This window comes from Neobacillus niacini (assembly GCF_023715785.1).
Lineage (GTDB): Bacteria > Bacillota > Bacilli > Bacillales > Cytobacillaceae > Neobacillus > Neobacillus niacini_E.
Genome location: NZ_JAMBOX010000002.1, coordinates 186,388 through 211,405 on the forward strand (window position 1 = coordinate 186,388; position 25,018 = coordinate 211,405).

Below are 25,018 nucleotides of genomic sequence, written 5' to 3' on the forward strand. Positions count from 1 at the left end.
ACTCGTATATGGTAATAGGGGACCTGCATAAATGAAAACTCGCCGATTGGCGAGTCCGTTAGGACGGTTCATGAGGCGTAGAAGAATTTATGCGACATAAGAAATTACAAAATTCATAGGATTTTGTAATTCTTTAATAGCTAATACCAACATTGGGGGAATGGGAATGACAATTGAAAAAATCGAAGGGAAGCTTTTGTGGGAACCATCGAATCAATTTCAAGATGAGTCCAATATGAAAAAATTTATGGCTTGGCTCGAGGAAACAAGGGGGTTACGTTTCCAAACATATGACCAATTATGGAATTGGTCAGTCGCCGACATCGAGGGGTTCTGGTCCGCGATTTGGCATTTCTATGAGATCCAGGCGAAAACGCCTTTTGATCAAGTATTGGCAGAAAAGAAAATGCCGGGGGCCAAGTGGTTTCCCGGGTCTACATTGAACTATGCCGAGCATATTTTTCGCAATGAAGTTCCGGAAAAAGCAGCGATTATCTACCAATCTGAAAACAGGGCACTTGGTGAAATCACATGGTCCAAACTGAAAAAAGAGACGGCAGCCATCGCCGCATATTTGAAGTCATTAGGAGTTCAGCCAGGTGACCGTGTCGTGGCCTATGCTTCCAACATCCATGAAACAATTACTGCCTTTTTAGCTTGTGCCAGCATTGGGGCAGTATGGTCTAGCTGCGCGCCGGAATTTGGGATCATGAGTGTGATTGACCGCTTCAAGCAAATTGAGCCAAAGGTGTTGTTTGCAGTCGACGGCTACCGCTATGGCGGGAAGGACTTTGACCGCATCGAGTTGGTAAAGAAAATTCAAGCGGAATTGCCGACTTTAACCCAGACAGTCATCATCCCTTACCTTCAGGAGCAGCCACTTTTGGAAGAGTTGAAGGATGCTGTCTTATGGGGCGAGGCCATTGAAAAGAACCAGGGTGCAGTCTTAACCTTTACGCCAGTGCCATTTGACCATCCGCTCTGGATTCTTTATTCTTCCGGAACAACCGGAAAGCCGAAAGCCATCGTACAAAGCCAAGGCGGCATCTTGCTGGAGCAATTGAAAATGATTGGCTTGCAGAAGAATGTGAAGCCCGAGGATCGGCTTTTCTGGTTTACCACTACAGGCTGGATGATGTGGAACGTTGTTGTCAGCACATTATTGACGGGCGCCACCATTTTGCTTTATGACGGAAACCCCGGGTATCCGAATTATGATACATTATGGAAGTTTGCCGAATCGACTAAAATGACCGTTTTCGGCACATCAGCTAGCTTTATTACTGCCTGCATGAAAGCTGGAGTAAAGCCGAAGGTGCAGTTTGATTTGTCACAATTAAATAGCATCGGGTCAACCGGGTCGCCGCTTCCAATCAGCGGCTTTGAATGGGTGTATAAAGAGGTGAAGGAAGACTTATGGCTAGTGTCAACTAGCGGCGGAACCGACCTCTGTACCGCCTTTGTCGGTGGCTCGCCGTTATTGCCGGTTCATTCAGGGGAACTTCAGTCCCGCGCGCTCGGGGCCTCTGTGAAAGCCTTTGATGACCAAGGACATGAATTGGTTGATGAAATTGGCGAATTAGTGATAACCAAACCTATGCCATCGATGCCGATTTATTTTTGGAATGATGAAAACGGTGAGCGCTATCATGACAGCTATTTTGATGTTTATCCAGGCATTTGGCGCCATGGCGATTTTATTAAAATTACTTCAAAAGGGAGCGCAATTATTTACGGGCGTTCCGATGCAACCATTAACCGTGGCGGGGTGCGCATGGGTACAAGTGAGATCTATAGCGCACTTGAGAGCGTGCCGGAGGTCATCGATAGTTTGGTAGTGGATATTCCGATTAGCAGCGAACAATCGTATATGCCGCTATTTGTAGTGATGAGGGAAGGAGCAGCACTTACGGAGGATGTAAAATCCAGAATCAATCAAGTAATCCGCCAGAACTGTTCACCAAGGCATGTCCCGAATGAAATTTTCCCTGTCGAGGAATTGCCGAAAACGCTGAATGGAAAGAAGCTTGAGGTGCCGATTAAAAAAATACTGATGGGCACCCCGGTTGAAAAAGCCGTCAACATCGGTTCATTGGCCAATCCGGACACTATTCAATATTTCGTAGAGTTTGAGAAAAATATGAATGGAACGCAAGGATAAGCGAAAGAAGTCCGCTCACATTAGTGGGTGGTTTTTCAGCGTTTAACTTCAATTGCCTGTGGTCACCGACCGCTCTTTGTCAATAGACTCGTAATTTCTCTGACTAGTGTCTGGCAATGTTCATTAAACATCCATAAATAAAAATGAAATTAGATAGTAATAAGGCGTGATTCCATGTACGATGGAATCATGCTTTTTTGTTTGGTTCATGAATATTAATAGAAAATGATATATATAGTGCCTTGGAGGATAGGATGATTAAAATTATAGCGGATTCAACATGTGATTTATCTGATGAAGTATTACAAAGGTACAATATCAGCTTGGCACCTCTTACAATAAACATAAAGGGGAAAACCTATCGAGACAGAGTAGATATACAACCAGATGAATTCTATGGAATACTAGAAACATTACCTGAGTTTCCGACGACAGGTATGCCAAGCCCAGCCGAATATCTAAAAATAATAAAACAGGCTGTGGAGGCTGGTAATCAAGAAATACTATGTATATGCATGTCCAGTGGGACTAGTGGTGCGTATCAATCAGCTGTACTAGCCAAGGATTATTTTTTTGAGGAAAACCCGGAATCAATTGTAAAAATACATGTGGTAGATTCAAAATGTATGAGCCATGGAAGTGGATGGCTAATCATGAAAAGTGCGATTAAGAGGGGACAGGGTGCTTCTTTCGAAGAAATTATTGCGTTTAATGAAAATTATAAGAAAAAGGTAAAACATTTCCTATCCGTAGATGATTTAGACCATTTAATAAAGAGTGGCAGGCTCACTAATACGAGTGCCATAATAGGGAAACTCCTATTGCTGAAGCCAGTTATGACCATGAAAGATGGAAAAGGGGCCATAGTTGGAAAGGAAAGAGGATTGAAAAGAGTACTTAAGCATTACACTCAAGAATTTATCAAAAGAAATGATAAGGAAATGACGAACTTTATCATAATTGGTTATACATCCGACCGTAAAGTTGCCGAAAATCTTAAAGCGAAAATCCAATTGGATACTGACTTTTCGGGAGAGATCCATATCATGCAAATGGGAGTATCGGTTGGAACTCATGTTGGTTTAGGTGCCATTTCAATGTTTTTTATAGAAAAGTGAATCAGGTAAAAAAGTGCCAGTACCATCCAAATCAGATGGTCCTGGCACTTTTGAGTTTCTGAAAAAATATTAATGATGCTGCACTAATGCATTTTTCACCTATTTGCCTTGCTTCATTCTCTGCATTGGCAGCATGGCAATGGCTCCGATGATGAACAAACTAGACGCCATCACGTACAGCATCCCAAGTGGGAACTGCTCTTTCAATAACCCTACGAGGCTCATGTTTAGCACCATTCCGCTGATAAATAGCGGATTTAAAACCCCGTTGCCCCTTCTTACAAATGACTTTGCGGCGACCCGCATGAATTTTGCGTGGATTGACGCGAAATTAGCGGGAGGCAGTGCATTCCCCCAAGATAAGATAGAAGTGTTCAAATAAATTAGAGGAGAGATGAAAATGAATCAACAATGGAAGGTAGGAATTTTATTATTTGAAGATGTCGATGTGCTGGATTATGCAGGGCCGTTTGAAGTGTTTTCACTTACGGTCTATGAAGACGACAAAATAGCGCCGCTATTAACCAAAGGTTTATCAAATGAAGAAAAGCCATTTATCGTAAACACGATTTCCCAAACGGGAGAGTTAATTTCCTCGCATAATGGCCTCAAAATTCAACCTGATTTTGGTTTCCAGTCGCGGGATTACGAATTTGATATTTTAATTGTTCCGGGCGGTCCCTTATATGCGATAAAGAAATGCATCGAAAATAAGGAACTTATTAACTGGATTTCAAATTTTTATAACGCTGGCGGTATGGTAGCCTCTGTTTGCTCCGGTTCGATCCTGTTGGCGGAGGCAGGACTTCTTAATGGAAAAAAAGCTACGACTCATTTCTTGGCATTGGAGTATTTGAAAGCCATGTATCCAAATACGACCGTAGTATCAAACGTTCGTTATGTAGATCAGGGTGATCTTCTTACCTCTGCCGGGGTATCGGCAGGCATCGACATGTCGTTGTATCTCGTTTCAAAATTAATGGGAGAAAAGGCAGCGGCCAGAACTGCAGCGACAGAAGAATATCCATATGAATGGAGAATAAAGGAACATAATTAATAGATGGACCAGCGAGAAAGGATGCCAAGAGCGGCATCCTTTCTTTTTATAAAACGAATGAAACTTTTCTCTATTCAGTTTTCCACTCATCATGTAAAATGGGATTTATAGGTAATATTATCCATAGGCGGTGGGAGATTGGAGAAATTAAGCCAGAGTAACTGGGAGTTTGAAACGATATCGAAGCATACACAGGATATCCTTTTAATAGTTGATCAACAACAAATCGTCAGGTTTGCGACGCCTTCCATGGAATCTATCTTGGGCTACCATCCTGAAGAATTCATTGGGGAAAATGCCTTTGACCCCCTTTTTCCAGAAGACCGAGATCGGCTGATGGCCTCGCATAGGGAAGCGATTGCCACAGGTGAACCCAGAGTGGATGAGTATCGGGTGTTCCATAAGAACGGTGAGTTAAAATATTTCGAATCGCGGGTCATGCCGGTTCAAAATCATCCTGATCATCTTATTGTCGTCGCTATCAGAGATATTACAACGAGGAAAAGGATGGAGTCAGAGCTAGAGCGCCGAAAGGACAGGTATCAAGAACTGCAAAATAGTTTAAAAAACTATTCGCAAGACTTATCTAAGGTCATGAAGTTGTCTGAACTTAAGATCAGACTGCTAAATGAGCTAAATATTATCATTCCTGATGCCAAACCGCAAATCATCATCTATAATCGGGAACAACAATCCACCCAAGGGGAGTACCATGCAAAACAGCCCTCCGATTTTTCGGGGTTAAATGTAGGCAAGCTGCAAGAAGAAAATGACCAGATTTATATTCTAATAGGCGATCGCAAGGAATGGGCGTATATTCTTACAATAAAAGCCTCTGCGATGAAAGAATCAATGGATACCATTTGGCTTGAGACATTGGTTTATTACACCATAATGGTTTTTGAAAGTTTATTAGTGATTGAAAGCCTCATGGACCAATTGGAAACAGCCCTGCAAAAAAGCGAGAAGCCCCAGTGGATCTTACGGCTAATGTTTAATTTATCGGAAAAACAAAGAATGGAATTATCCAGTGATTTGCATGATACAGTTCTGCAGGATCAAATGGCGTTATTTCGGAATTTAGAAAGTATTATAAAGGAGTATCGGTTTGACAGCGAAGTGGATCAGCAGCTGAGAGAAATTGTTCAGGGACTGTTGGACACGATTCATCAAATCCGAATGACCTGTAATGAGCTGCGTCCGCCGCTGTTAAGAGAAGCGGGCCTGATTAGCGCGCTAGAGAATTTATTTGATTACACTCAGGTTTCGTCTACCTTCAAAATCGGCTTTACCACAGGGAATACGGCGGGTTTGGAATTGAATGAAGAAGAAACCCTTGGCATTTATCGAGTAGTTCAAGAGCTCCTAAACAACGCCGCCAAACACTCGCAGGCTGCCAATCTCCATTTTCATATTGAAAGACGGGATGAGCACATACATCTGTGCTATTCCGATGACGGCAAGGGGTTTGCCTCCGATAAATTAACGCCGTCCTTTTCAAGCATGGGGCTTTCCGGAATGCGCGAAAGAATTCGCAGCCTGAACGGTTCGATTGAATTTCAATCGGAGCCTGGAAAAGGACTCGAGGTTAGCTTACAAATACCAATCAGTTCAAAGGTCAATCCTTTTTGAAAAATAAGCCACAGTTTGTGGTTTATTTTTTTTGTCCGAAATAATTCTTGCGGGAACTCTACAAAATCCTGCGGGAGTAGTCAGAAACAATGCGGTTTGGAAGTAAGGCCGTTTTTATACAATGAAAATGCAAATAAATTGAAAAGCACAAGGAGAGATGAGAGATGGTTCAGGTAACTTTAGCTGTTAATGGTATGTCTTGCATGCATTGTGTGATGGCTATTAAAAGTAGTGTTGGAAAACTGACAGGAGTGAAGGAGGTAAAAGTAAATTTAAAGGAAGCCAATGTGACGGTTACGTTTAACGCGGATCAAGTGGCCCTAAACCAGATAAAAGACCGGATTGAAAGTAAAGGTTATGTTGTTTGCCATTAGGCTCGGAAGCCTTTCTGAATATGCATAAGAAAGGAAAGTAACCATGAGTATAAAAGACGAAAATCTGCAAATTACGGAAAAAGCGGAATTCCTGATCACCGGCATGACCTGTGCCGCTTGCTCGGCAAGAATTGAAAAAGGCTTAAACAAAATGGATGGGGTAGCCAAGGCTGTTGTGAATCTGGCGATGGAAACGGCAACAGTGGAGTACCATTCTTCCATGGTGCAGGTTCAGGACCTTTTTAAAAAGGTCGAACAACTTGGATATGGGGCAGAACAAAAAGAGGCGGCAAGCCAAGAAAAAGCTGACCCGCGCGAGCTAGAGCTGCAGCAGCAAAAGGGCAAGTTTCTATTCGCAATGCTTCTATCCTTCCCGATGGCTCTTGTAATGTTGGCTGATATGGCCAAGGTGCCTGACACCCTTGGAATCCAGGCCTTCTTTATGAATCCTTGGGTGCAGCTAGTCTTGGCTGCACCTGTACAATTACTCATCGGGCTTCAGTTTTATAAGGGTGCCTATAAAGCAATTAGGAGCGGAAGCGCGAATATGGATGTCCTTGTGGCGCTGGGAACTTCCGCTGCCTTCTTCTATAGTTTATATGTTTTGTACGATTCCTATGGAACGGGCGCGATGATGCTGGAGGTTTATTTTGAAACGAGTGCTATATTAATTACGCTGATTATTTTAGGAAAGATTTTTGAAGCAAGTGCCAAGGGCAAAACCTCGGAAGCAATCAAAAAACTGATGGGATTGCAATCAAAATTGGCTGTAATCGAACGGAATGGCCAGGAACTAGAGGTTCCGCTTGAAGAAGTGGTTGTTGGCGATATTTTGTTAATTAAACCAGGTGAAAAAGTGCCTGTGGATGGGGAGATAATCGAGGGAAGAACCGCATTGGATGAATCGATGTTAACCGGCGAAAGTGTTCCGGTGGATAAGTCGACCGGCGACACGGTCATCGGCGCCACGATGAATAAAAATGGTTTTATCAAGGCACGGGCCACCAAAGTGGGTACGGATACGGCGCTGGCCCAGATAATCAAAATTGTCGAAGCCGCTCAGGGCTCAAAGGCGCCAATTCAACGATTGGCGGACAAAATTTCTGGAATTTTCGCCCCGATTGTCGTGGGTATTGCAATCTTAACATTCTTGTTTTGGTATTTCTGGGTAACCCCGGGAGACTTTTCCGGAGCACTGGAAAAATTAATTGCCGTTCTCGTCATTGCCTGTCCGTGTTCATTGGGACTGGCGACCCCCACTTCAATCATGGCGGGATCGGGCCGAGCTGCTGAATTTGGCATCCTCTTTAAAGGCGGGGAACTTCTCGAAAGAACCAGTCGACTGACCACAATTGTATTGGATAAAACTGGAACAATTACAAATGGGGATCCTGTTTTAACCGACATCGTCATTGATGGAAACGTGAGCGAACAGGAATTTTTGGCACTTATTACTGCGGCTGAGAAGCAGTCTGAACACCCATTGGCTCAGGCGATTGTTCAAGGAGTACAGGAAAAAGGGATTTCCTTAAAGGAGTGCACAGACTTTGAATCCATACCAGGGTATGGTGTAAAAGCAATGGTTGAAGGAAAGAAAGTCTTAATTGGAACTCGAAGGCTTTTGGTGCAGCATGGTGTGTCCTTTGAAAAAGCCGAGGCTAGCATGGAGAGTCTGGAGCGTACCGGAAAAACAGCAATGTTAGCTGCGATTGAAGGAGAATATGCCGGTATTGTGGCAGTGGCGGATACAATAAAAGCTTCGTCCAAAAAAGCAGTCCAATGCCTGAAAGAAATGGGCTTGGAAGTCATTATGATCACAGGTGACAATAAACAGGCGGCCCTAGCGATTGCCAATCAGGCGGGGATTAAGCACGTACTGGCGGAGGTCCTGCCAGAAGGAAAAGCAGAACAAGTCAAAAAGCTCCAAGAACAAGGAAAAATCGTTGCTATGGTGGGGGATGGCATAAATGATGCACCGGCGTTGGCGGTTGCCGATATTGGCATGGCAGTTGGAACCGGAACGGATGTGGCGCTTGAGGCGGCTGATATTACCCTAATGCGCGGAGATTTAACGAGTATTGCCGATGCCATCCAAATGAGCAAGAAAACGATGCAAAACATAAAGCAAAATTTATTCTGGGCATTTGCCTACAATACGCTTGGAATTCCGGTTGCCGCTTTTGGTTTTCTGGCCCCGTGGCTCGCGGGAGCTGCCATGGCTTTTAGTTCGGTCTCGGTCGTCTTAAATGCACTCCGCCTTCAACATGTTCATGTTGGAACCGAAAAAGCCGCACTAAACCCGAAACGTTGGCTCCTTCCGGCGTTGTTGTCACTAGTGATTCTGTTTGGCGGATATTTTATCTATAACAATTTGGTAGAGGAAGCGAAATTACAGAGGTTAGTAGATGTTTTTTTTAAGTAAATTATTAAAAAGTAAGGAGTAATTGAAATGAGAAAATGGGCACTAGCAGGTATGCTTTATGTAACGATTGTGATCGTCGGTTTTCAGGCATATGACAAATGGTTTGCTGATGAAAAGGACACGGCGCAGGCGGGTATGCAAGATATGGGAGAGATGAAAGATTCGAAGAATAAGAAAAATAAGGATTCGATGGATAGCATGAACTCGATGGATGATATGGAAGAAGCGCACAACGGAAAAATCACAGAAGCGGGCAGTCACGAGGAGAAGGGTAGTCACGGCCATGGAGGGGATTCTTCACATAGCGATGGTAGCCAAGTCAATGCATTTGTGTATAATGACGAAAACAACATCAAAATCATTTTAAAGGATAAGGCTGGGAATCCGATTGATAATTTAGAGGTCAACCATGAAAAGATCCTACATCTCATCATGGTCGATGAACAGCTCCAGAAGTACTATCATGTCCACCCGGAACGAACGGGGAAAGGTGAGTTCACAATTGGAAATCCGCTTCCCGCTGGGTACTATAAAGCATTTATCGACATTAAGCCAACATCCTATGCATATGAAGTAGAGCCGATTCCGTTCGTGGTTGGGACTCCGAAAATGGATGGCCATGGCCATACATTGGTGCCTGACACCACTTTTACCAAAACGGTCGATGGGGAAACAGTGACGATGAACTTTAATTCCTTTAAGGCAGGGGAAACGGTCAAACTTTCCTTTGACTTAGATAGAACAAACCTGACTCCATATTTGGGGGCAATGGGCCATGTGGTGATTCTGGATGAATATGGCAAGAAGTTCCTTCACGTACATCCTTCTAATGAAACGGATACGATTTTTGAAACGACATTTGATAAGCCGGGGATTTATAAGATCTGGGCGGAATTCCAGCACAATGGCAAGGTCCGAGCCTTCCCGTTTGTAATTGAAGTGACGGAATAAAGAATCGTGTGAGATGTGGGGGAGAGCGCGAGGTGCTCTCCCTTTTCTAATAACGAATAAAACCAAGCTGACCTTCACAAAAAAGTCGCCCATCACGCAAGATTTTTGCGGTTTGTGGAGGATACGATTCCGTTAAACTAATAGTAGAAAGTAAGAAATCTAGGTGGTGTTTTTTATGAACGGCAGTCAGCAATTTTTCCCTATAATTGCGGATCACACACGCGATATGCTCATGATTGTGGATCGAAATCGACACATTGTCTATATAACCCCAAATGTCTATGAATTCAGTGGTTATAGTCCTGAAGAAATTCATAATAGAGACACTTTTTTCATGCTTCATCCGGAGGATCGGGAATATTTAGAGAAGCGGCATAAAAATCTGCTGGAATCAAAGCAAAGTAATACTTCTGAATATCGGATTGTAAAGAAGAACGGGGAAATTCGCTACTGTGAATGTAAAACCACTCCGCTGCCAGACACGGAGAATTATCTGCAGGTTGTATCGATAAGGGACATTACCGAGCGCAAGCTGATGGAAATGGACCTGGCGTATCACAAGAATCGTCATGAAGTCTTGCAAAAAAGTCTGAAGAACTTCTCCCATGACCTTTCATACGTGATGAAACATCCGGACCTCGAAGCAAGACTGACCAGGGAAGTGGGAACGATTTTACCAAACTCCAACCCTATCGTTTTGAAAACATATCCGGAAAATATGGTACTATCAACAGGAAAAATAGAGATTGTTGGCGAAAAGGTATTTATTAAAATCGGCGACCACAAGCAAGTCCCGTTGATCCTATCCATTCGCGCCGAGGCCATTCGTGAGAAAATGGAGTCCATCTGGCTGGAAACATTAGCTTTTTATGCAATGATGGTGTTGGAGAATTTAAATATGATTGAGAATTTAATCGAGCAGCTGGAAACTGCAACGAAGAATCATGAAACGCCGCAATGGGTTCTGCGGATGATATTTAACCTCCAAGAACAGCAACGGTTAACGTTATCGAGCGACCTCCATGATACGGTCTTGCAGGATCAGATTGACTTATACCGAAGATTGGAAGCTTTGCTAAATCGCCATGACTTTGAAAAAACGGCCAAAACCAGGCTGACCGAGATTGAACAAGGGATGCTGGATATCATTCATGAAATACGGGCAACGTGCAATAATTTGCGGCCGCCATTGTTAAGGGAATTGGGACTGGAACGGTCGCTGGAAAATTTATTTGAACATATCCAGATTTCGTCCACCTATCGTATTATTTTTTCATCCCAAGACCTTTCAAGAATCGGTTTAAGCGACGAGCAAACCATCGGAATTTACCGGATCGTTCAAGATTTGCTTCACCATGCCGAAGAATATTCTCGGGCAGACCAAGTTAGTTTTGATTTCTATCATGAAAATGAATTTTTGAAAATGATGTACCGTGATGATGGAACTGAATTGGATGCAGACAGCTCAGAATATATAAAACTAACAACAATCAAACAAAGAGCGAAGAGTCTTGGAGGAAAAATGGATCTCCACACTGTGTGCGAAGGCGGATTAATCGCGACATTGGAGATTCCGATCACTTTGGAAAGGAGTTTAGCGTAATGGTAAATATATTAATTGTTGATGACCACTTGTCGATTATTGAAGGGACTAAAATGCTGTTGGAGCAAGAGCCTGATTTTAATATTACTGTGGAAAGCAGTTCATTGAATGCGATGAACATCATCAAATTGAATCATTATGATGTCTTGTTGTTTGATTTATACATGCCACACCTAAATGGTCTGGAGTTGGCTAAGCAGGCATTGGCCTATAATCCGGATCTGATTATTTTAATTTACACCGGGTTTGACATAAAGCCTCACTTTAATTTACTCGTTGAAGCGGGGGTTGCGGGCTTTCTCTCAAAGACCTCCTCAAGGGATGATTTGGTTACCGGGATTCGCTGTGCCTTGAAGCGTCAGGTCGTACTGCCGCTTTCGCTGGTAAGGGAACTTAGGAGGCCTGGCATAATTGCCGACAGTTCCAGCCCAACCCAAAAAATCGCATTATCGACGACCGAAGAACAAATCCTGTCAGAACTGTCCAAAGGAAAAAGCACTCGCGAAATGGCCGCAACGTTGGCCATGAGCCAGCGGTCATTGGAATATAATTTAACCACGCTTTACCAAAAATTTGGCGTACGCACACGAGTTGATACCATTGCCAAGGCGAAACAGCTAGGATTGATCCCAGAGGAAGAATTAAAGTGAAATATCTACAAATAAAAAACTGCCAGGTTGACTACTGCCGGCAGTTTTTTATTTTGCCCATAACCAGCAAAGAAAGATGTTCGATGTACCTCAAAATCATGCGGGACTCTTCAAGAACAATGCGGTGATCCTCAAAAAGACTGCGGTTTGCTCAAGGTCATTCCTTCGTACAATGTAACTATAGAAAAGGTAATTTTTATAAGGAGATGAACGAGAATGACTCTCAATATTTTATCTTTATCGGTGACAATAAAAAAAAGAACAATAAGTCTGAAACAAGCGGTACAACAGGAAATGGTCAAAAAGCTTTATGAGGAAAGTCATGATCGGCTGCATGCCATGAACCATTGGTTTCTGTAAGGAAGGTTTGGTTGGGTTTTGAAAAAGATGAAAGGATTCCCAAAATGAGACCGCTCACATATGTGGGCGGATCTTCTACTTTTTCCATTTAAAATTTAACTTAAATACTATCAAAATAATATTAAATAATTTGAATCTATTAATAATAGTGATAAACTATAGGTATGTTTAAATAAATCCAGAAAAGGTGTATGACTAATTGCTGCTTCGCATTCATGAAGCAAGTGCGCCTACAACCTTTCTGCAAATATTTGGGGATAGGGATGGGAAAAGTGAGTATCGAACAAACAAAAACAGACGTAATCTTAATTGGTGCCGGAATTATGAGCGCAACGTTGGGGACACTTTTGAAAGAATTAGTACCGGACTGGAACATTACAGTATTTGAGAAGCTTGATAAAGCAGGCGAAGAAAGTTCCAATGAATGGAATAATGCGGGAACGGGGCATTCTGCATTGTGCGAGCTTAACTACACCGTCGAAAAACCAGACGGATCGATAGATATTAGCAAAGCTATCAAAATTAATGAGCAGTTCCAGGTTTCCAGACAGTTTTGGTCTTATCTAGTGAATAGCAATCTAATCCGGAATCCGCATGACTTTATCATGCCATTGCCACATATGAGCATGGTGCAGGGTGAAAAGAATGTGGAATTTTTGAAAAAACGCTTTAAAGCGCTTTCTAACAATCCGTTGTTCCAGGGAATGGAATTCTCCGAGGATCCGAAAAAATTAAAGGAATGGATTCCACTGATTATGGAAGGGCGGAATTCGAACCAACCGATTGCCGCTACAAAAATCGATTCTGGAACGGATGTCAACTTTGGTGCGTTAACCCGTATGTTGTTTGACCATTTAAAGAAGCAAAATGTAGAAATCAAATATAATCATCAGGTTGAAGATATGAAACGTAAAGAGGACGGTTCATGGGAATTGCAAGTGTGGAATATGGCAACCGGTAACATTGAACGCCATTCAGCTAAGTTCGTCTTTATCGGGGCTGGCGGTGGAAGTCTTCATTTACTGCAAAAAACCGGTGTCCCTGAAAGCAAACATATTGGTGGATTCCCAGTTAGCGGGCTATTCCTTGTATGCAAAAATCCTGAGGTTGTCAAAAAACATCACGCAAAAGTATACGGCAAAGCAGCTGTCGGCGCGCCGCCGATGTCTGTGCCGCATCTTGATACACGATATATTGAAGGCAAGAAATCATTGCTGTTTGGACCGTTTGCCGGCTTCTCGCCAAAATTCTTGAAAACTGGATCCAATATGGATTTAATAACATCTGTGAATCCGAATAATCTCGTAACGATGTTGGCGGCAGGCGCTAAAAATATTCCGTTAACTAAATATTTAATCCAGCAGCTTATGCTATCAAAAGAGCAGCGGATTGAAGAATTACGCGAATTTATTCCAAACGCGAAAAGCGAAGATTGGGATATCGTCGTTGCAGGCCAGCGTGTACAAGTGATCAAAGATACTGAGGCTGGTGGAAAAGGCACACTTGAATTTGGAACAGAAGTTGTCAGTGCCGCAGATGGTTCAGTCGCTGCCTTGCTCGGAGCTTCACCAGGCGCATCCACTGCCGTAAACGTCATGCTTCAGGTGATCAAAAAATGCTTCCCGCAGCAGCTAAAAGCATGGGAGCTGAAAATTAAGGAAATGATCCCTTCTTATGGTGTGTCACTGATGGAAAACCCAGAGCTTTTGCAAAAGGTGACTTCTTCAACTGAGCGAGCGCTTGGTCTGCGAGAACAACAAGCCGATAAGAAAGACCGAAACGTATCGTAAGCAGGAAATCTCTTCTTTTTTTTTAAAACTGTGCCTCCGATTGGGGGTGCAGTTTTTTGTGTATGTTATAATCTTTTTATTAATAAGCTTTTTAGGACGGAGAGGTTATTGTGAAGAGAGTAACAGTTGAAAACTTGGTTCAGAGGTTTTCATTAAAGGTACTGGCCGGCGAAGGTCAACTTCAGAATGTGATTACCCAGCCGAGGGTGCATCGTCCAGGCCTGGAATTTGTCGGGTATTTTGATTTTTTTCCGACTGAGCAAGTGCAAATTCTAGGAAAAAAGGAAGTTACCTATTTACATAGGTTAAGTGAAGAAGAACGCAAAATACGGATTGGAAATATTGTTCATTATCATCCACCATGCTTTATTGTCACCTGTGGCGAAGAAGGACTTACCTATTTAAAGCATCATTGCTTAGAGCAGGGGATTCCGTTGTTAGTCACTAAGGAGCCAGAGGTGACTTCCGAGTTTATCACCAAATTAGATGGGTATCTGGTGAAAGAATTGGCCGAGGAGATTGCGGTGCACGGGGTTTGCATGAACGTGTCCGGGATTGGCATCTTAATCCGTGGCAATTCAGGTGTCGGAAAAAGCGAGACGGCACACACCTTAATTCGCCGGGGACATCGGTTGGTGGCGGATGATATCGTAGTCTTAAAGAAATTAAGCCATCAAACCATTCTGGGCACTCACGATGAAAAAACCAAGGAGTTCTTGGCGCTGCGCAGTATTGGATTGCTGAATGTCGTTCGCCTGTACGGCCGTAAAGCGTTTCAAGACGAAACGCGAATCGCGCTTGATATCCATTTGACCAAATGGGAAAAAGATGCCTTATACAACGATTTAGATCAGGAATTTCAGTATGAGGACTACATGGGTGTCAAGATCCCTTCGATTGAAATACAACTTCAGCCAGGACGTGATGTGGCCGGCTTAATCGAGGCGGCAGCCAATAACTGGTACCTGAAACAGCAAGGCTACAGCGCGGCCGAAGAATTCATGAGCAGGATTGAGGCCGATATGGGGAATTCAGGGGCGAAAGAGTAAGAGTCGTTAAGGCACTAAAATTAAAGTCGCCTATTATTGTCGAGAAATGTTGTTTTTCTCGGCAATTTCTATACCCCGAATCTGATACGTTCAAATCGGCCGAAACCATGAAAAGTCACTCGTCACGGTCGATAAGAAAAGCTTAAAACGACCGAACCCATGAAAAGTCACTCGTCACGGTCGATAAGAGAGGTTCAAAACGACCGAACCCATGAAAAATCACTCGTCACGGTCGATAAGAGAGGCTCAAAACGACCGAACCTATGAAAAATCATGCGACTCGGTCGATAAGAGAGATTCAAAACGACCGAACCCATAAAAAATCATGATGATGTAACTGTATTACACTATATCCATTCCCCTCTGATACTTTGCAATTCGGGAGTAATCTTCTTTTAAAACCTCTGTTAAGTGCATGAAAATCGGCAGTAACTGACGGTATTCCTTGACAGCACCCTGGGCAGGCGTGTGTTTATAGGTACTGCCAACCAACTCTGATGCGAAATTAAAAGAATTGATTCTCCCTAATGAATATAAACCCAGTATACAGGCCCCGAGGCATGAGCTTTCGAAGCTTTCAGGCACGACCACTTCAGATTCCAAGATATCGGACAGCATTTGCCGCCAGACAGACGACCGAGCAAAGCCGCCGGTTGCCTGAATCCGTGTGACAGGACCGTCCATGCATTCTGTTAATGCCAAAAAGACGGTGTATAGGTTGTAAATGACTCCTTCAAGGGCAGCCCGAATCATGTGTTCCTTTTTATGGGCCATTGTCAGCCCGAAAAACGAACCGCGGACATCCGGATTCCATAATGGAGCCCGTTCTCCTGCTAAAAAAGGATGGAAAATTAATCCATCGGCACCGGGTCTTACCCCTTCGGCAATCTTCGTCAATACCTCATACGGGTCAATTCCCAATCGTTTTGCCGTTTCTACCTCTGCTGCGGCCAGTTCATCGCGAATCCAGCGGAGAACGATGCCGCCATTGTTGACCGGACCGCCAATGACCCAATGGCTTTCCGTTAGCGCATAGCAAAAGGTTCTGCCTTTTTCATCGGTTTGCGGTTTGTCAATAATCGTGCGGATTGCCCCGCTTGTCCCAATCGTAACGGCAATTTCACCTTTCCCAATCGCATTGACGCCGAGATTAGAAAGCACGCCGTCACTGGCCCCAATAACAAAGGGGGTACTGGGATCAATCCCCATCTGCCTGGCCAAATCCGGATGACAGTCCGTAAATATTTTGGTTGTCGGCACAAGCTCAGACAAATGTTCCCGACTAATGCCGGCAATGGTTAATGCCTCCTCGTCCCAATCCAAGGTATTGAGGTTCATCATGCCCATGGCTGAAGCGATGGAATAATCAACTACATATTGATCAAAAAGCTTTTTAAAAATATATTCCTTAATCCCGATATACTTTTTCGTATGGACGGCGATTTCGGGATGTTCATTGACAATCCAGGCAATTTTGGAGAGTGGGGACATCGGATGGATCGGTGTGCCTGTGCGCTTGTACACCTCATGTCCATTCCATTCCACTTTTATTTTTTCTGCCCATCCGGCGCTTCGGTTGTCTGCCCAAGTGATGCATGCAGTCAGCGGCTGATCATTCTCATCCATGGCAATCACGCTATGCATGGCACTGCTGAAGGAGATAAACAGGAGCTTTTTATCCCCATGCTGTTTAGTGATATTCGATATTGCGCGCAAAACAGCCTGAAGGATTTCCTCGGGGGCTTGTTCAGCAGTCGAAATATCAGGTGTGTACAGTGGGTAACCAATATTCTCTTGCTGGATGACCTTGCCGTTCTCGGTGAATAACACCACTTTGGTACTCGTAGTACCGATATCTACCCCTAACATATAGTTAGTCATTTTTTCATTCTCCCTTAAAAAGCATAACGGCGGAGCAAATAAGAAATCCATTTGCAATCCGGATTATTACGGATGTTTTCTAGCAGCCCATTTACAATGGCAGGACTTAAAGATGGTTCCACCAGCTGCTGTCTTAACAGGAACAACGATTCTTTTTCGATTGGTTCTTCGATTTCCTCCATCTTTTGGCCAATCAAATCAATTAGCTGCTCCTTTGATACTTCCTCATCAATCGGCTGGATCATTTTGATCAGCTCAGCTGAAACAAATGGGATCGTGGCATTTCGTGCCAGCAGGTTTGTTTTTTCCGCAAGCGATTCCGCTAGAAGCTGCAAATCCACTGGCACATTATAGAACACAAATAGGTGGGCATAAGTATTCATAAATCCTTTAATGGTATACATTAAATCATATTTTGTATGTTGGACTGAATTCCCATATAAACGCTCAATCATCGTTAGAATGTTTTTTTCAATTAATTGGTCGTAATATTGCATTTTGAAAAAGAGCTCTTTGTTAAGCGTTTGTGAAAATTCTTTCATAAGTACCTTGGCAAAATCGGAATGCTTGTGAAACGATTGGTAAATCGCATAATAAAATTCATATAAAAGCTGGTCATCCTTCGTGTTTCTGACTATGTAGTCAATATCGGAAACGCTTTGCATCATAAACTGGTCAATCAAGGCGATAATAAGCTCGTCTTTTGATTTGAATGACAAGTAAAAAGCACCTTTAGAAATCCCGCAGCGCTCGGTGATTTGCTGGACGGATGTGGCCTCAAACCCTTGCTCTGCAAATAGCTCCAATGATTTTTCCATGATTAATTGTTTCTTTACCATGTGATCGTCTCTCCCGAAGTCTTTGATTGACAAATGACTATTTGGTCATTATTATAAGGAATTGAGTGTAATAAGTCAATTTAGGGCAGGTGTAATAGTGAAAGGGCTAGTAAACTTTGTGATTGGAAATAAATTGGCGGTTTGGTTGCTGACCATAATCATTACCGCATCCGGTATTTATTCAGGTACACGAATGAATATGGAGACGATTCCGAATATCTCGATACCATACTTAATGGTCACGGATGTCTATCCGGGAGCGACTCCTGAAAAAGTCATGAATGATGTATCGATGCCGATTGAAAAGGCGGCGGAAAACCTTGACCACGTCAAGGCTGTGTATTCAAATTCTTATTCCAATATGGCAAGCATTCAGGTCGAATATGAATATGGCATCGACATGGATGAAGCGAAACGCGAATTAAAGTCGGCTCTTGATTCGTTGAAATTGCCGGAAGGCGCTGAAAAGCCGACGACAACTGCCATTAGCATGAACATGATGCCGATTATGGCGCTCAGTGTGAGCAGTTCAAAAGAGGATATCGTGGAATTAACCTCAACGGTTGAAGAAAGTCTCGTTCCGAAAATTCAAAAACTTGAAGGTGTTGCCTCGGCCACCATCACTGGTCAGCATATTGAGGAAGTTGACCTTACGTATGATCAAGCAAAATTATCGGAACTGGGCTTAACCGAAGACAAAATAAAAGATATGGTGAAAGCGAGCAATATGGCAGTTTCCCTAGGACTCTACGAGTTTAAAGAAGGGGAGCAGGCGGTTTCGATTGACGGCAAGTTTATGACCGTTGATGAATTAAAAAACATGCTCATTCCGGTCACACCTTCTGCGGCCAATCCATCACCATTCGTGAAGCTTGGCGATATTGCCAAAATTGAAACGATTGGTAAAGTCCAATCAATATCCCGCACAAACGGGAAAGACGCGATTGCAATCCAAATCGTAAAAGGCCAACAGGCAAACACAGTTGATGTTGTAAATAATGTTAAAAAGCTAGTTAAGGATGAAAAGAAAAAATATGATGGTCTGAACATCGATGTGACCCTTGACCAAGGTGAACCGATTGAAAAATCAGTGTCAACGATGGTGGAAAAAGCAGTATTTGGCGGATTGATTGCGGTTCTGATTATCCTGCTGTTCCTGCGCGATTTTAAATCAACGATCATCTCGATCATCTCGATTCCAGTGTCGGTGTTTATGGCGTTCCTGCTATTACACTGGATGGAAATTACCTTGAACATCATGACTCTCGGTGCGGTAACGGTCGCAATTGGGCGGGTCATTGATGACTCCATTGTTGTCGTCGAAAACATTTATCGCCGGCTTCATTTAAAGGATGAACAATTAAGGGGCCGTGCCCTGATCCGTGAAGCAACCATTGAAATGTTTAAGCCGATTTTGTCATCAACACTTGTAACGGTTGCCGTTTTTGCACCGCTGATGTTCGTTGGCGGCATGGTTGGCGAATTGTTTGTGCCGTTTGCGCTGACAATGGCGTTTGCCCTTGGTGCGTCACTGCTTGTGGCGATCACCATCGTTCCGGCCCTTTCCCATACGTTGTTTAGGAAAAAATTATATGGTGAAAAGACGGCGAAACGTCATAAAGAAGCTGGCGAACTGGCAAAATGGTATAAATTTTTCCTGGAAAAATCTCTTAATCATAAGGTGATCTCGTCGGTTGTCGCCATTTTGCTGCTGGCAGGCAGTTTGGCGCTGACACCGTTAATTGGCTTCAGTTTCCTTGGCAGTGAAGAAGATAAGGTCATGTACCTAACTTACACACCAAAAGCTGGGGAACTTCATGATGAGACATTGAAAAACGTTCAAGCAGTGGAAGATAAGATGCTGGAACGGAAAGATGTTGAAATCGTTCAGGTTTCTGTTACCGAATCAGGGGACCCGATGGCAGCGATGATGGGCGGTGGTTCAAACGGGGCGTTAATGTTCCTGATTTTTGACCCTGACATGAAGAACTTCCCTGAAGTGAAAGCGAAGATTGAAAAATATGTAACGACATTGGACCAATCCGGCACTTGGAAGAGCCAAAACTTCTCTTCGATGGGCGGGGCGTCGGATGAAATCAGCTACACCTTCTACAGTGAAGATTTGACGAAGCTGCATCAATCCGTGAACAAAGTCGAAGACCTCATGAAGAAAAATAAAGATATTAAAGATGTTTCATCCACCGCAGAAGAAGCTTACGTCGAGTATACCCTTCGTGTCGACCAGCCAAATCTGTTGAAGTATGGATTAACAACCGGGCAGCTCTTAATGATGCTGGGGCAGGACAGGATGAAAGAAGTATTGACGACAGTGGAAAAGGACGGCAACTCTCTTGATGTCATCGTCCAGCAGCCACAAACCTCCCTGCCGGAATCGATTGATGAAATGCTGGCAAAACAGGTGCCGACAGCGCTGGGTACAACGATGCCACTTTCTGAACTTGTAGAAGTGAAGAAGGGGACAACAATGAATACGCTGGCTCGCAGTAAAGGGGAGTACTTCGCGACTGTTTCCGGAAAAATCACCAGCAAGGATATTTCCAAGGTTACCTCTACTGTAGGGGATAAAATTGATAAAATGGAATTTCCTAAAGGGGTGACTGTGAGCGTTGCCGGCGTCCAGGCGGATATGAATGAAACCTTTACCCAGCTTGGCGTTGCGATGGCTGCGGCGATTGCGATTGTATACTTTATCCTGGTTGTCACCTTCCGTGAAGGGGTCGCGCCGTTTTCGATCCTGTTCTCGCTACCGTTTGCGGTCATTGGGTCATTTGTCGGCTTATTCATTGCCGGTGAAACGATTTCCGTACCGGTCATGATGGGTCTGTTGATGTTAATCGGGATTGTCGTCACAAATGCCATCGTTCTTGTCGACAGGATTATTCATATGGAACGTGATGGAATGCGGATGCGTGAGGCCGTACTTGAAGCAGGCTCAACACGACTTCGTCCGATCCTGATGACAGCCATTGCCACTGTCGGCGCATTAATTCCATTGGCGCTCGGCGAAGGCGGCGGCGGTTTAATCTCAAAAGGACTCGCGATTACCGTGATCGGCGGCTTAACCAGTTCGACATTACTGACGTTATTCGTCGTGCCAATTGTGTATGAAGTACTATCGAAGCTCTTCAAGAAGAATCGCAGAGAAATCATTGAAGACTAATTTTTAATAAGAAAGACCCATCCGTGTGATATAAAAGCGGAGGGGTCTTTTTCGTTACAAGAAGGAAAATCAGCATTTTTATCGAAATAATTGAAGAGGGAAATTGTCATGGAAGTGTGGTGACCCTGAATGAGAAGCCGGCCGTTCCTGCTCATCTTCAGTATAATAACTGGTGCAATCCTATCATTATTGGTTTACTTTTCGATCTTTGTAGAACCTTCCATAAAGTTAAGCGGGATTGAGAATGGAAAGGTGTACGCTGTCCAGCCTATTGTCAAATTGGAGGATAGTTTCGGCATCACCCGTGTCACGTTGAATGGCACAGAAATAACGCCAAACTATCTTGTGGAGAAGAATGGAAGCTATCTCTTACAAGGGGAATCTAAGCTGCTTTGGAAAAAGAAAACTGTTTCCTACAAATTTGAAGTGGATGATCAGCCTCCGCTTGCACCGCGTCTCAAAGAGGGCGTTAAAAAAGTTTACTTTAAACAAGTGATGTTTAACATTGATAAGGAAGAGCGGGTATCCTATACAGCGCAACTGGACGGAAAGCCTGTTTCCCTTGATCAGCCGATAGATGCGCCTGGCGAGCATAAATTAACGATGCTAGCCACGAAACCTAATGGATTGACTGCAGCCAAAGAAGTCGCTTTTTCCATCGATAACCGAACCTTTTCGGAAAGTAAAGTGCGGCAATTTTTGGACTATTATTTTGGGCAAGATGTCGACATGCTGAATAAATTTACCGATAAAGTTGCGATTACTCTTGAAGGGGAGTATAACGAGGACGATGTCAAAATGGTGGAAAGGGCCATTGCCGAAATCAAAACCTTTTTTCCATATGAAATGAAAATTGTCGATGACCTCTCTAAGCACGCGGACTTTGAGCGAAGTATTAAAATGAAATTTATGCCAACAGAAGGTTTTAAAGAGTATAACATCTATTTAGATAATGTCCTGGGGGTTGAGATGCCGGTCAGGATCTCCCCGGTTTACGGGAAGATGGAATCGCTTGTGCTAATTGGCACAGACAGGTTTATTACAAGAGATTATCGGAACGGGGTTATTTTACACGAACTTTTGCATGCAGTCGGCCTCTCTAATCATATCCCCTCACCGGAAAGCAGCCCGCTGTTTGAATATGGGAATACAACCGTGACTTTGGGGGAAGTCGAGAAATTGTACGGAGAACTTCTCTATCTGGATGAACTGAAGCCAAATGCCACAAAAAATGCAGCCATGGAACTGTTGTCCAAAAGAATTCAATAGAAAAAGGAATGGTGCGGCCATTCCTTTTTTCTATGATTTTTTTATCGTAAAATTATCCCTCAACAAGGCCCAGTTCTGCGGGTAAGGATACCCTAATGCCCAGTAGCTGACACCTCTTAAGTTATAGTCTTTTACCATGTCGAACTTGGCCTGTGCGCTTCTGGCATCTTCGAACCAGACTTCATGAGCTTGACCGGTTTCGTCCACGTATCTGAAAAATGGTGATTGGGCAGTGGTGTCATATTGAATGTTCGCTCCATATTTAATTGCCCTTCTGATCGCTTCCTGTGGACTAAATGTTTCCGCCTCTTGCCCTTTTACATGAGGAATTTTCCAATCCCTGGCATAAATTTGGAACCCTAAAAAGATTTTATCCGCAGGCATAACTGTCAATGCATATTCAACAACTCTTCTCATTTGGTTAATAGGCGAGATGGCCTGCGGCGGACCGAGCCGATAGCCCCATTCATACGTCATCAGGACAACAAAATCGGCAATTCTTCCGTGGGCCTCATAATCGTGCGCTTCATATAACAGGCCTGCTTGCGTGGGCCCGACCTTTGGCGCTAACGCGGTTGAAACAAAATATCCCTTTGGATGGAGCCGGTCCACTGCCATTTGCAAAAACTGATTGTATAACTCGCGGTCCGCAGGTAAAACATTTTCAAAATCAATATTTAACCCTTTATATCCTTTACGGTCCATCACTGTAACGATGTTTGTGAGCACTTTTTCTCTAATCTCCGGAGTAGCCAAAATCGTATGAGCCACATTTGAACCGGCATGGGAGGAGGTAAAGTTGGTAACGGACATCATGGGGACAACCCGGTTGGCTACTGAAGCCTGAATAGATGCATCATCCTTTACCGGCTGCAAGGATCCATCTTCTGCAATCAGATAGGCGAAGGGGCTAAAATATGTGAGTAAAGGCCCTATTTCATTTATAGATTGGGCAGCTGCTTCAGGTGTTTGGTAAGAATAAGCATTCACTTCAATGGCAGGTTTTGCTCTGGGAATGACGAGCTTTAATCCGGGATAAATTAAGTTAGGGTTTGTGATTTGATTTTCACTGACGATTGCTTGGACTGATGTTCCATACCTGCTGGCAATTTGCCATAGTGCTTCACCAGGATGGACGGTATGGGTAATGGCCGGTATAAACAGGGTGGTGCCAGGATACAAAAGATTCGGGTTTGTTAATTGGCTTGCCTGAACAATGGACTGAATGGTAACTCCATACCTCTGGGCAATCGCCCACAGTGTCTCCCCATATTTCACCACATGGGTCGTACCAGGTTTCGGAATCACCAACGCCTGGCCAACCAATAATTTGTTTGGGTCAGGTAGTGCATTAGTTTGAATAATGGAATTCATCGGAACAGCGTAGCGATTGGCTATTTGCCAAAGCGTCTCGCCGCGGCCGACAACATGGATGATCATACATACTCCCCCATAGGCATTTTGCATTAATTCACTATATGACATATATGAAAAAATGTTCAATTGGGCCATATAAGAGAATTAACTTGAAAAACTCATGGTAATATCTCAAAATAAAGATATTCATTTTAAAAATAAATGGGAGGCTTTTTTGTGGAAATAGGAATCAGTACATTTGTAGAGACAACACCAGACCCCCAAACCGGCGAGGTCATCAGCCATGCCCAGCGCATACGAGAGGTAGTGGAGGAAATTGTTCTGGCTGATCAAATAGGTTTAGATATCTTCGGTGTCGGGGAACACCACCGCAAGGATTATGCAGCGTCTTCCCCTGCGATTGTTCTGGCTGCTGCGGCATCACAAACAAAACGGATTCGTTTGACAAGTGCAGTGACTGTTCTTTCATCCGCCGACCCGGTTCGAGTTTTTCAGGATTTTGCCACCCTTGACGCGATTTCAAATGGACGTGCCGAGATAATGGCAGGACGGGGCTCGTTTATCGAATCGTTCCCGTTGTTTGGATATGATTTAAAGGATTACGACGAGCTTTTCGATGAAAAATTAGAGCTGTTGTTAAACATTCGTGAGTCGGAGGTGGTGAACTGGTCAGGCAAACACCGCCCGGCGATTCATAATCGCGGCGTGTATCCAAGACCGGTCCAAGACCCGCTGCCAGTCTGGATCGGCAGCGGGGGAAATACCCAATCATGTGTGCGTGCCGGACTGCTCGGCTTGCCGCTGGTATTGGCGATTATCGGAGGCAGACCCGTACAGTTCGCACCGCTTGTTAAGTTGTATCAAAGAGCTGCTGAACGGGCTGGGCATGATGTTTCAAAGCTTACGGTTGCGTCACATTCCCATGGCTTCATTGCTGAGACAACGGATGAAGCGGCCGAAAAGTTTTTCCCATCAACTCAACAAGCAATGAACGTCCTTGGGCGGGAGCGGGGCTGGGGCCATTATAGCCGTGAAAGCTTCGATGCCGCCCGCAGCTTTGAAGGAGCACTGTATGTAGGCGACCCAGAAACGGTTGCAGCAAAAATCGTCCATCTCCGCAAAAATGTCGGCATTACCCGGTTTATGCTGCACTGCCCTGTCGGAACAATGCCGCACGAAGATGTCATGAAATCAATTGAATTGTTAGGCGAGGAAGTCGCCCCACGGGTTCGCGATGAAGTGGCCAAGTGGGAAGCAGAACAAGGAAATTCATAAGAATAAAGGCTTTCTGGCAGCAGAAAGCC

19 protein-coding genes are annotated in these 25,018 nt (G+C 43.9%); 15 read left to right on the plus strand and 4 right to left on the minus strand.

The features are described from left to right. Window positions 1-166 precede the first annotated feature (166 nt). Entirely contained in the window at window positions 167-2,161 is a 1,995-nt protein-coding gene (locus M3234_RS05500; protein WP_262303742.1) for an acetoacetate--CoA ligase, read from the plus strand. 254 nt (window positions 2,162-2,415) lie between these two features. Then, the gene (locus tag M3234_RS05505) at window positions 2,416-3,279 is read left to right on the plus strand and encodes a DegV family protein (protein WP_262303743.1); all 864 of its coding nucleotides are present in this window, start codon (window positions 2,416-2,418) and stop codon (window positions 3,277-3,279) included. Between the two features lie 99 nt (window positions 3,280-3,378). On the opposite strand, the gene M3234_RS29205 is transcribed toward M3234_RS05505, so the two are convergent. Next, complete coding sequence (locus M3234_RS29205) at window positions 3,379-3,504, minus strand: hypothetical protein (RefSeq protein WP_285858276.1); 126 nt, start codon at window positions 3,502-3,504, stop codon at window positions 3,379-3,381. 175 nt (window positions 3,505-3,679) lie between these two features. Here M3234_RS29205 and M3234_RS05510 point away from each other — a divergent pair, with 175 nt between their 5' ends. From M3234_RS05510 to hprK, 10 genes are all read left to right on the plus strand, one after another. Next, window positions 3,680-4,336: a DJ-1/PfpI family protein gene (locus M3234_RS05510; RefSeq protein ID WP_262303744.1), complete on the plus strand. Its 657-nt coding sequence runs from the start codon at window positions 3,680-3,682 to the stop codon at window positions 4,334-4,336. A 138-nt stretch (window positions 4,337-4,474) separates the two neighbouring features. Next, complete coding sequence (locus M3234_RS05515; protein ID WP_262303745.1) at window positions 4,475-5,968, plus strand: PAS domain-containing sensor histidine kinase; 1,494 nt, start codon at window positions 4,475-4,477, stop codon at window positions 5,966-5,968. Between the two features lie 164 nt (window positions 5,969-6,132). Continuing rightward, window positions 6,133-6,342, plus strand: coding sequence for a copper ion binding protein (locus tag M3234_RS05520; protein WP_262303746.1), 210 nt, complete (start codon window positions 6,133-6,135; stop codon window positions 6,340-6,342). A gap of 43 nt (window positions 6,343-6,385) precedes the next feature. Next, entirely contained in the window at window positions 6,386-8,764 is a 2,379-nt protein-coding gene (locus M3234_RS05525; protein ID WP_285858277.1) for a heavy metal translocating P-type ATPase, read from the plus strand. A gap of 27 nt (window positions 8,765-8,791) precedes the next feature. Beyond that, window positions 8,792-9,715 carry a hypothetical protein gene (locus M3234_RS05530; protein WP_262303747.1) on the plus strand — a complete coding sequence of 308 codons (924 nt, stop codon included), beginning with the start codon at window positions 8,792-8,794 and terminating at the stop codon, window positions 9,713-9,715. A gap of 175 nt (window positions 9,716-9,890) precedes the next feature. After that, a complete protein-coding gene (locus M3234_RS05535; protein ID WP_262303748.1) occupies window positions 9,891-11,318 on the plus strand; it encodes a PAS domain-containing sensor histidine kinase in 1,428 nt (475 codons plus the stop codon). Further along, window positions 11,318-11,968, plus strand: a complete 651-nt coding sequence (locus tag M3234_RS05540) for a response regulator transcription factor (RefSeq protein WP_066308815.1) — start codon at window positions 11,318-11,320, stop codon at window positions 11,966-11,968. Before M3234_RS05535 ends, M3234_RS05540 begins: the two co-directional genes overlap by 1 nt. 216 nt (window positions 11,969-12,184) lie before the next feature. Beyond that, window positions 12,185-12,328: a YrzI family small protein gene (locus M3234_RS05545; RefSeq protein WP_262303749.1), complete on the plus strand. Its 144-nt coding sequence runs from the start codon at window positions 12,185-12,187 to the stop codon at window positions 12,326-12,328. A 263-nt stretch (window positions 12,329-12,591) separates the two neighbouring features. After that, window positions 12,592-14,118, plus strand: a complete 1,527-nt coding sequence (locus M3234_RS05550; RefSeq protein ID WP_262303750.1) for a malate:quinone oxidoreductase — start codon at window positions 12,592-12,594, stop codon at window positions 14,116-14,118. A gap of 110 nt (window positions 14,119-14,228) precedes the next feature. After that, window positions 14,229-15,167: an HPr(Ser) kinase/phosphatase gene (gene hprK / locus M3234_RS05555; protein ID WP_262303751.1), complete on the plus strand. Its 939-nt coding sequence runs from the start codon at window positions 14,229-14,231 to the stop codon at window positions 15,165-15,167. Window positions 15,168-15,509: 342 nt separating this feature from the next. Here the strand turns inward: hprK and gntK are convergent, their stop codons facing one another. Both gntK and M3234_RS05565 read right to left on the minus strand, forming a co-directional pair. Further along, complete coding sequence (gene gntK, locus M3234_RS05560) at window positions 15,510-17,048, minus strand: gluconokinase (protein WP_262303752.1); 1,539 nt, start codon at window positions 17,046-17,048, stop codon at window positions 15,510-15,512. Between the two features lie 14 nt (window positions 17,049-17,062). Continuing rightward, window positions 17,063-17,887 carry a TetR/AcrR family transcriptional regulator gene (locus M3234_RS05565; RefSeq protein ID WP_262303753.1) on the minus strand — a complete coding sequence of 275 codons (825 nt, stop codon included), beginning with the start codon at window positions 17,885-17,887 and terminating at the stop codon, window positions 17,063-17,065. 97 nt (window positions 17,888-17,984) lie between these two features. On the opposite strand from M3234_RS05565, the gene M3234_RS05570 reads away from it, so the two are divergent. Together M3234_RS05570 and M3234_RS05575 are read left to right on the plus strand one after the other, a co-directional pair. Then, window positions 17,985-21,068, plus strand: coding sequence for an efflux RND transporter permease subunit (locus M3234_RS05570; protein ID WP_262303754.1), 3,084 nt, complete (start codon window positions 17,985-17,987; stop codon window positions 21,066-21,068). A 129-nt stretch (window positions 21,069-21,197) separates the two neighbouring features. Further along, window positions 21,198-22,337: a hypothetical protein gene (locus M3234_RS05575; RefSeq protein ID WP_262303755.1), complete on the plus strand. Its 1,140-nt coding sequence runs from the start codon at window positions 21,198-21,200 to the stop codon at window positions 22,335-22,337. 30 nt (window positions 22,338-22,367) lie between these two features. Here the strand turns inward: M3234_RS05575 and M3234_RS05580 are convergent, their stop codons facing one another. Continuing rightward, complete coding sequence (locus M3234_RS05580; RefSeq protein WP_262303756.1) at window positions 22,368-23,777, minus strand: glycoside hydrolase family 18 protein; 1,410 nt, start codon at window positions 23,775-23,777, stop codon at window positions 22,368-22,370. Window positions 23,778-23,930: 153 nt separating this feature from the next. On the opposite strand from M3234_RS05580, the gene M3234_RS05585 reads away from it, so the two are divergent. Beyond that, window positions 23,931-24,989: an LLM class flavin-dependent oxidoreductase gene (locus M3234_RS05585; RefSeq protein WP_262303757.1), complete on the plus strand. Its 1,059-nt coding sequence runs from the start codon at window positions 23,931-23,933 to the stop codon at window positions 24,987-24,989. Window positions 24,990-25,018: the final 29 nt, after the last annotated feature.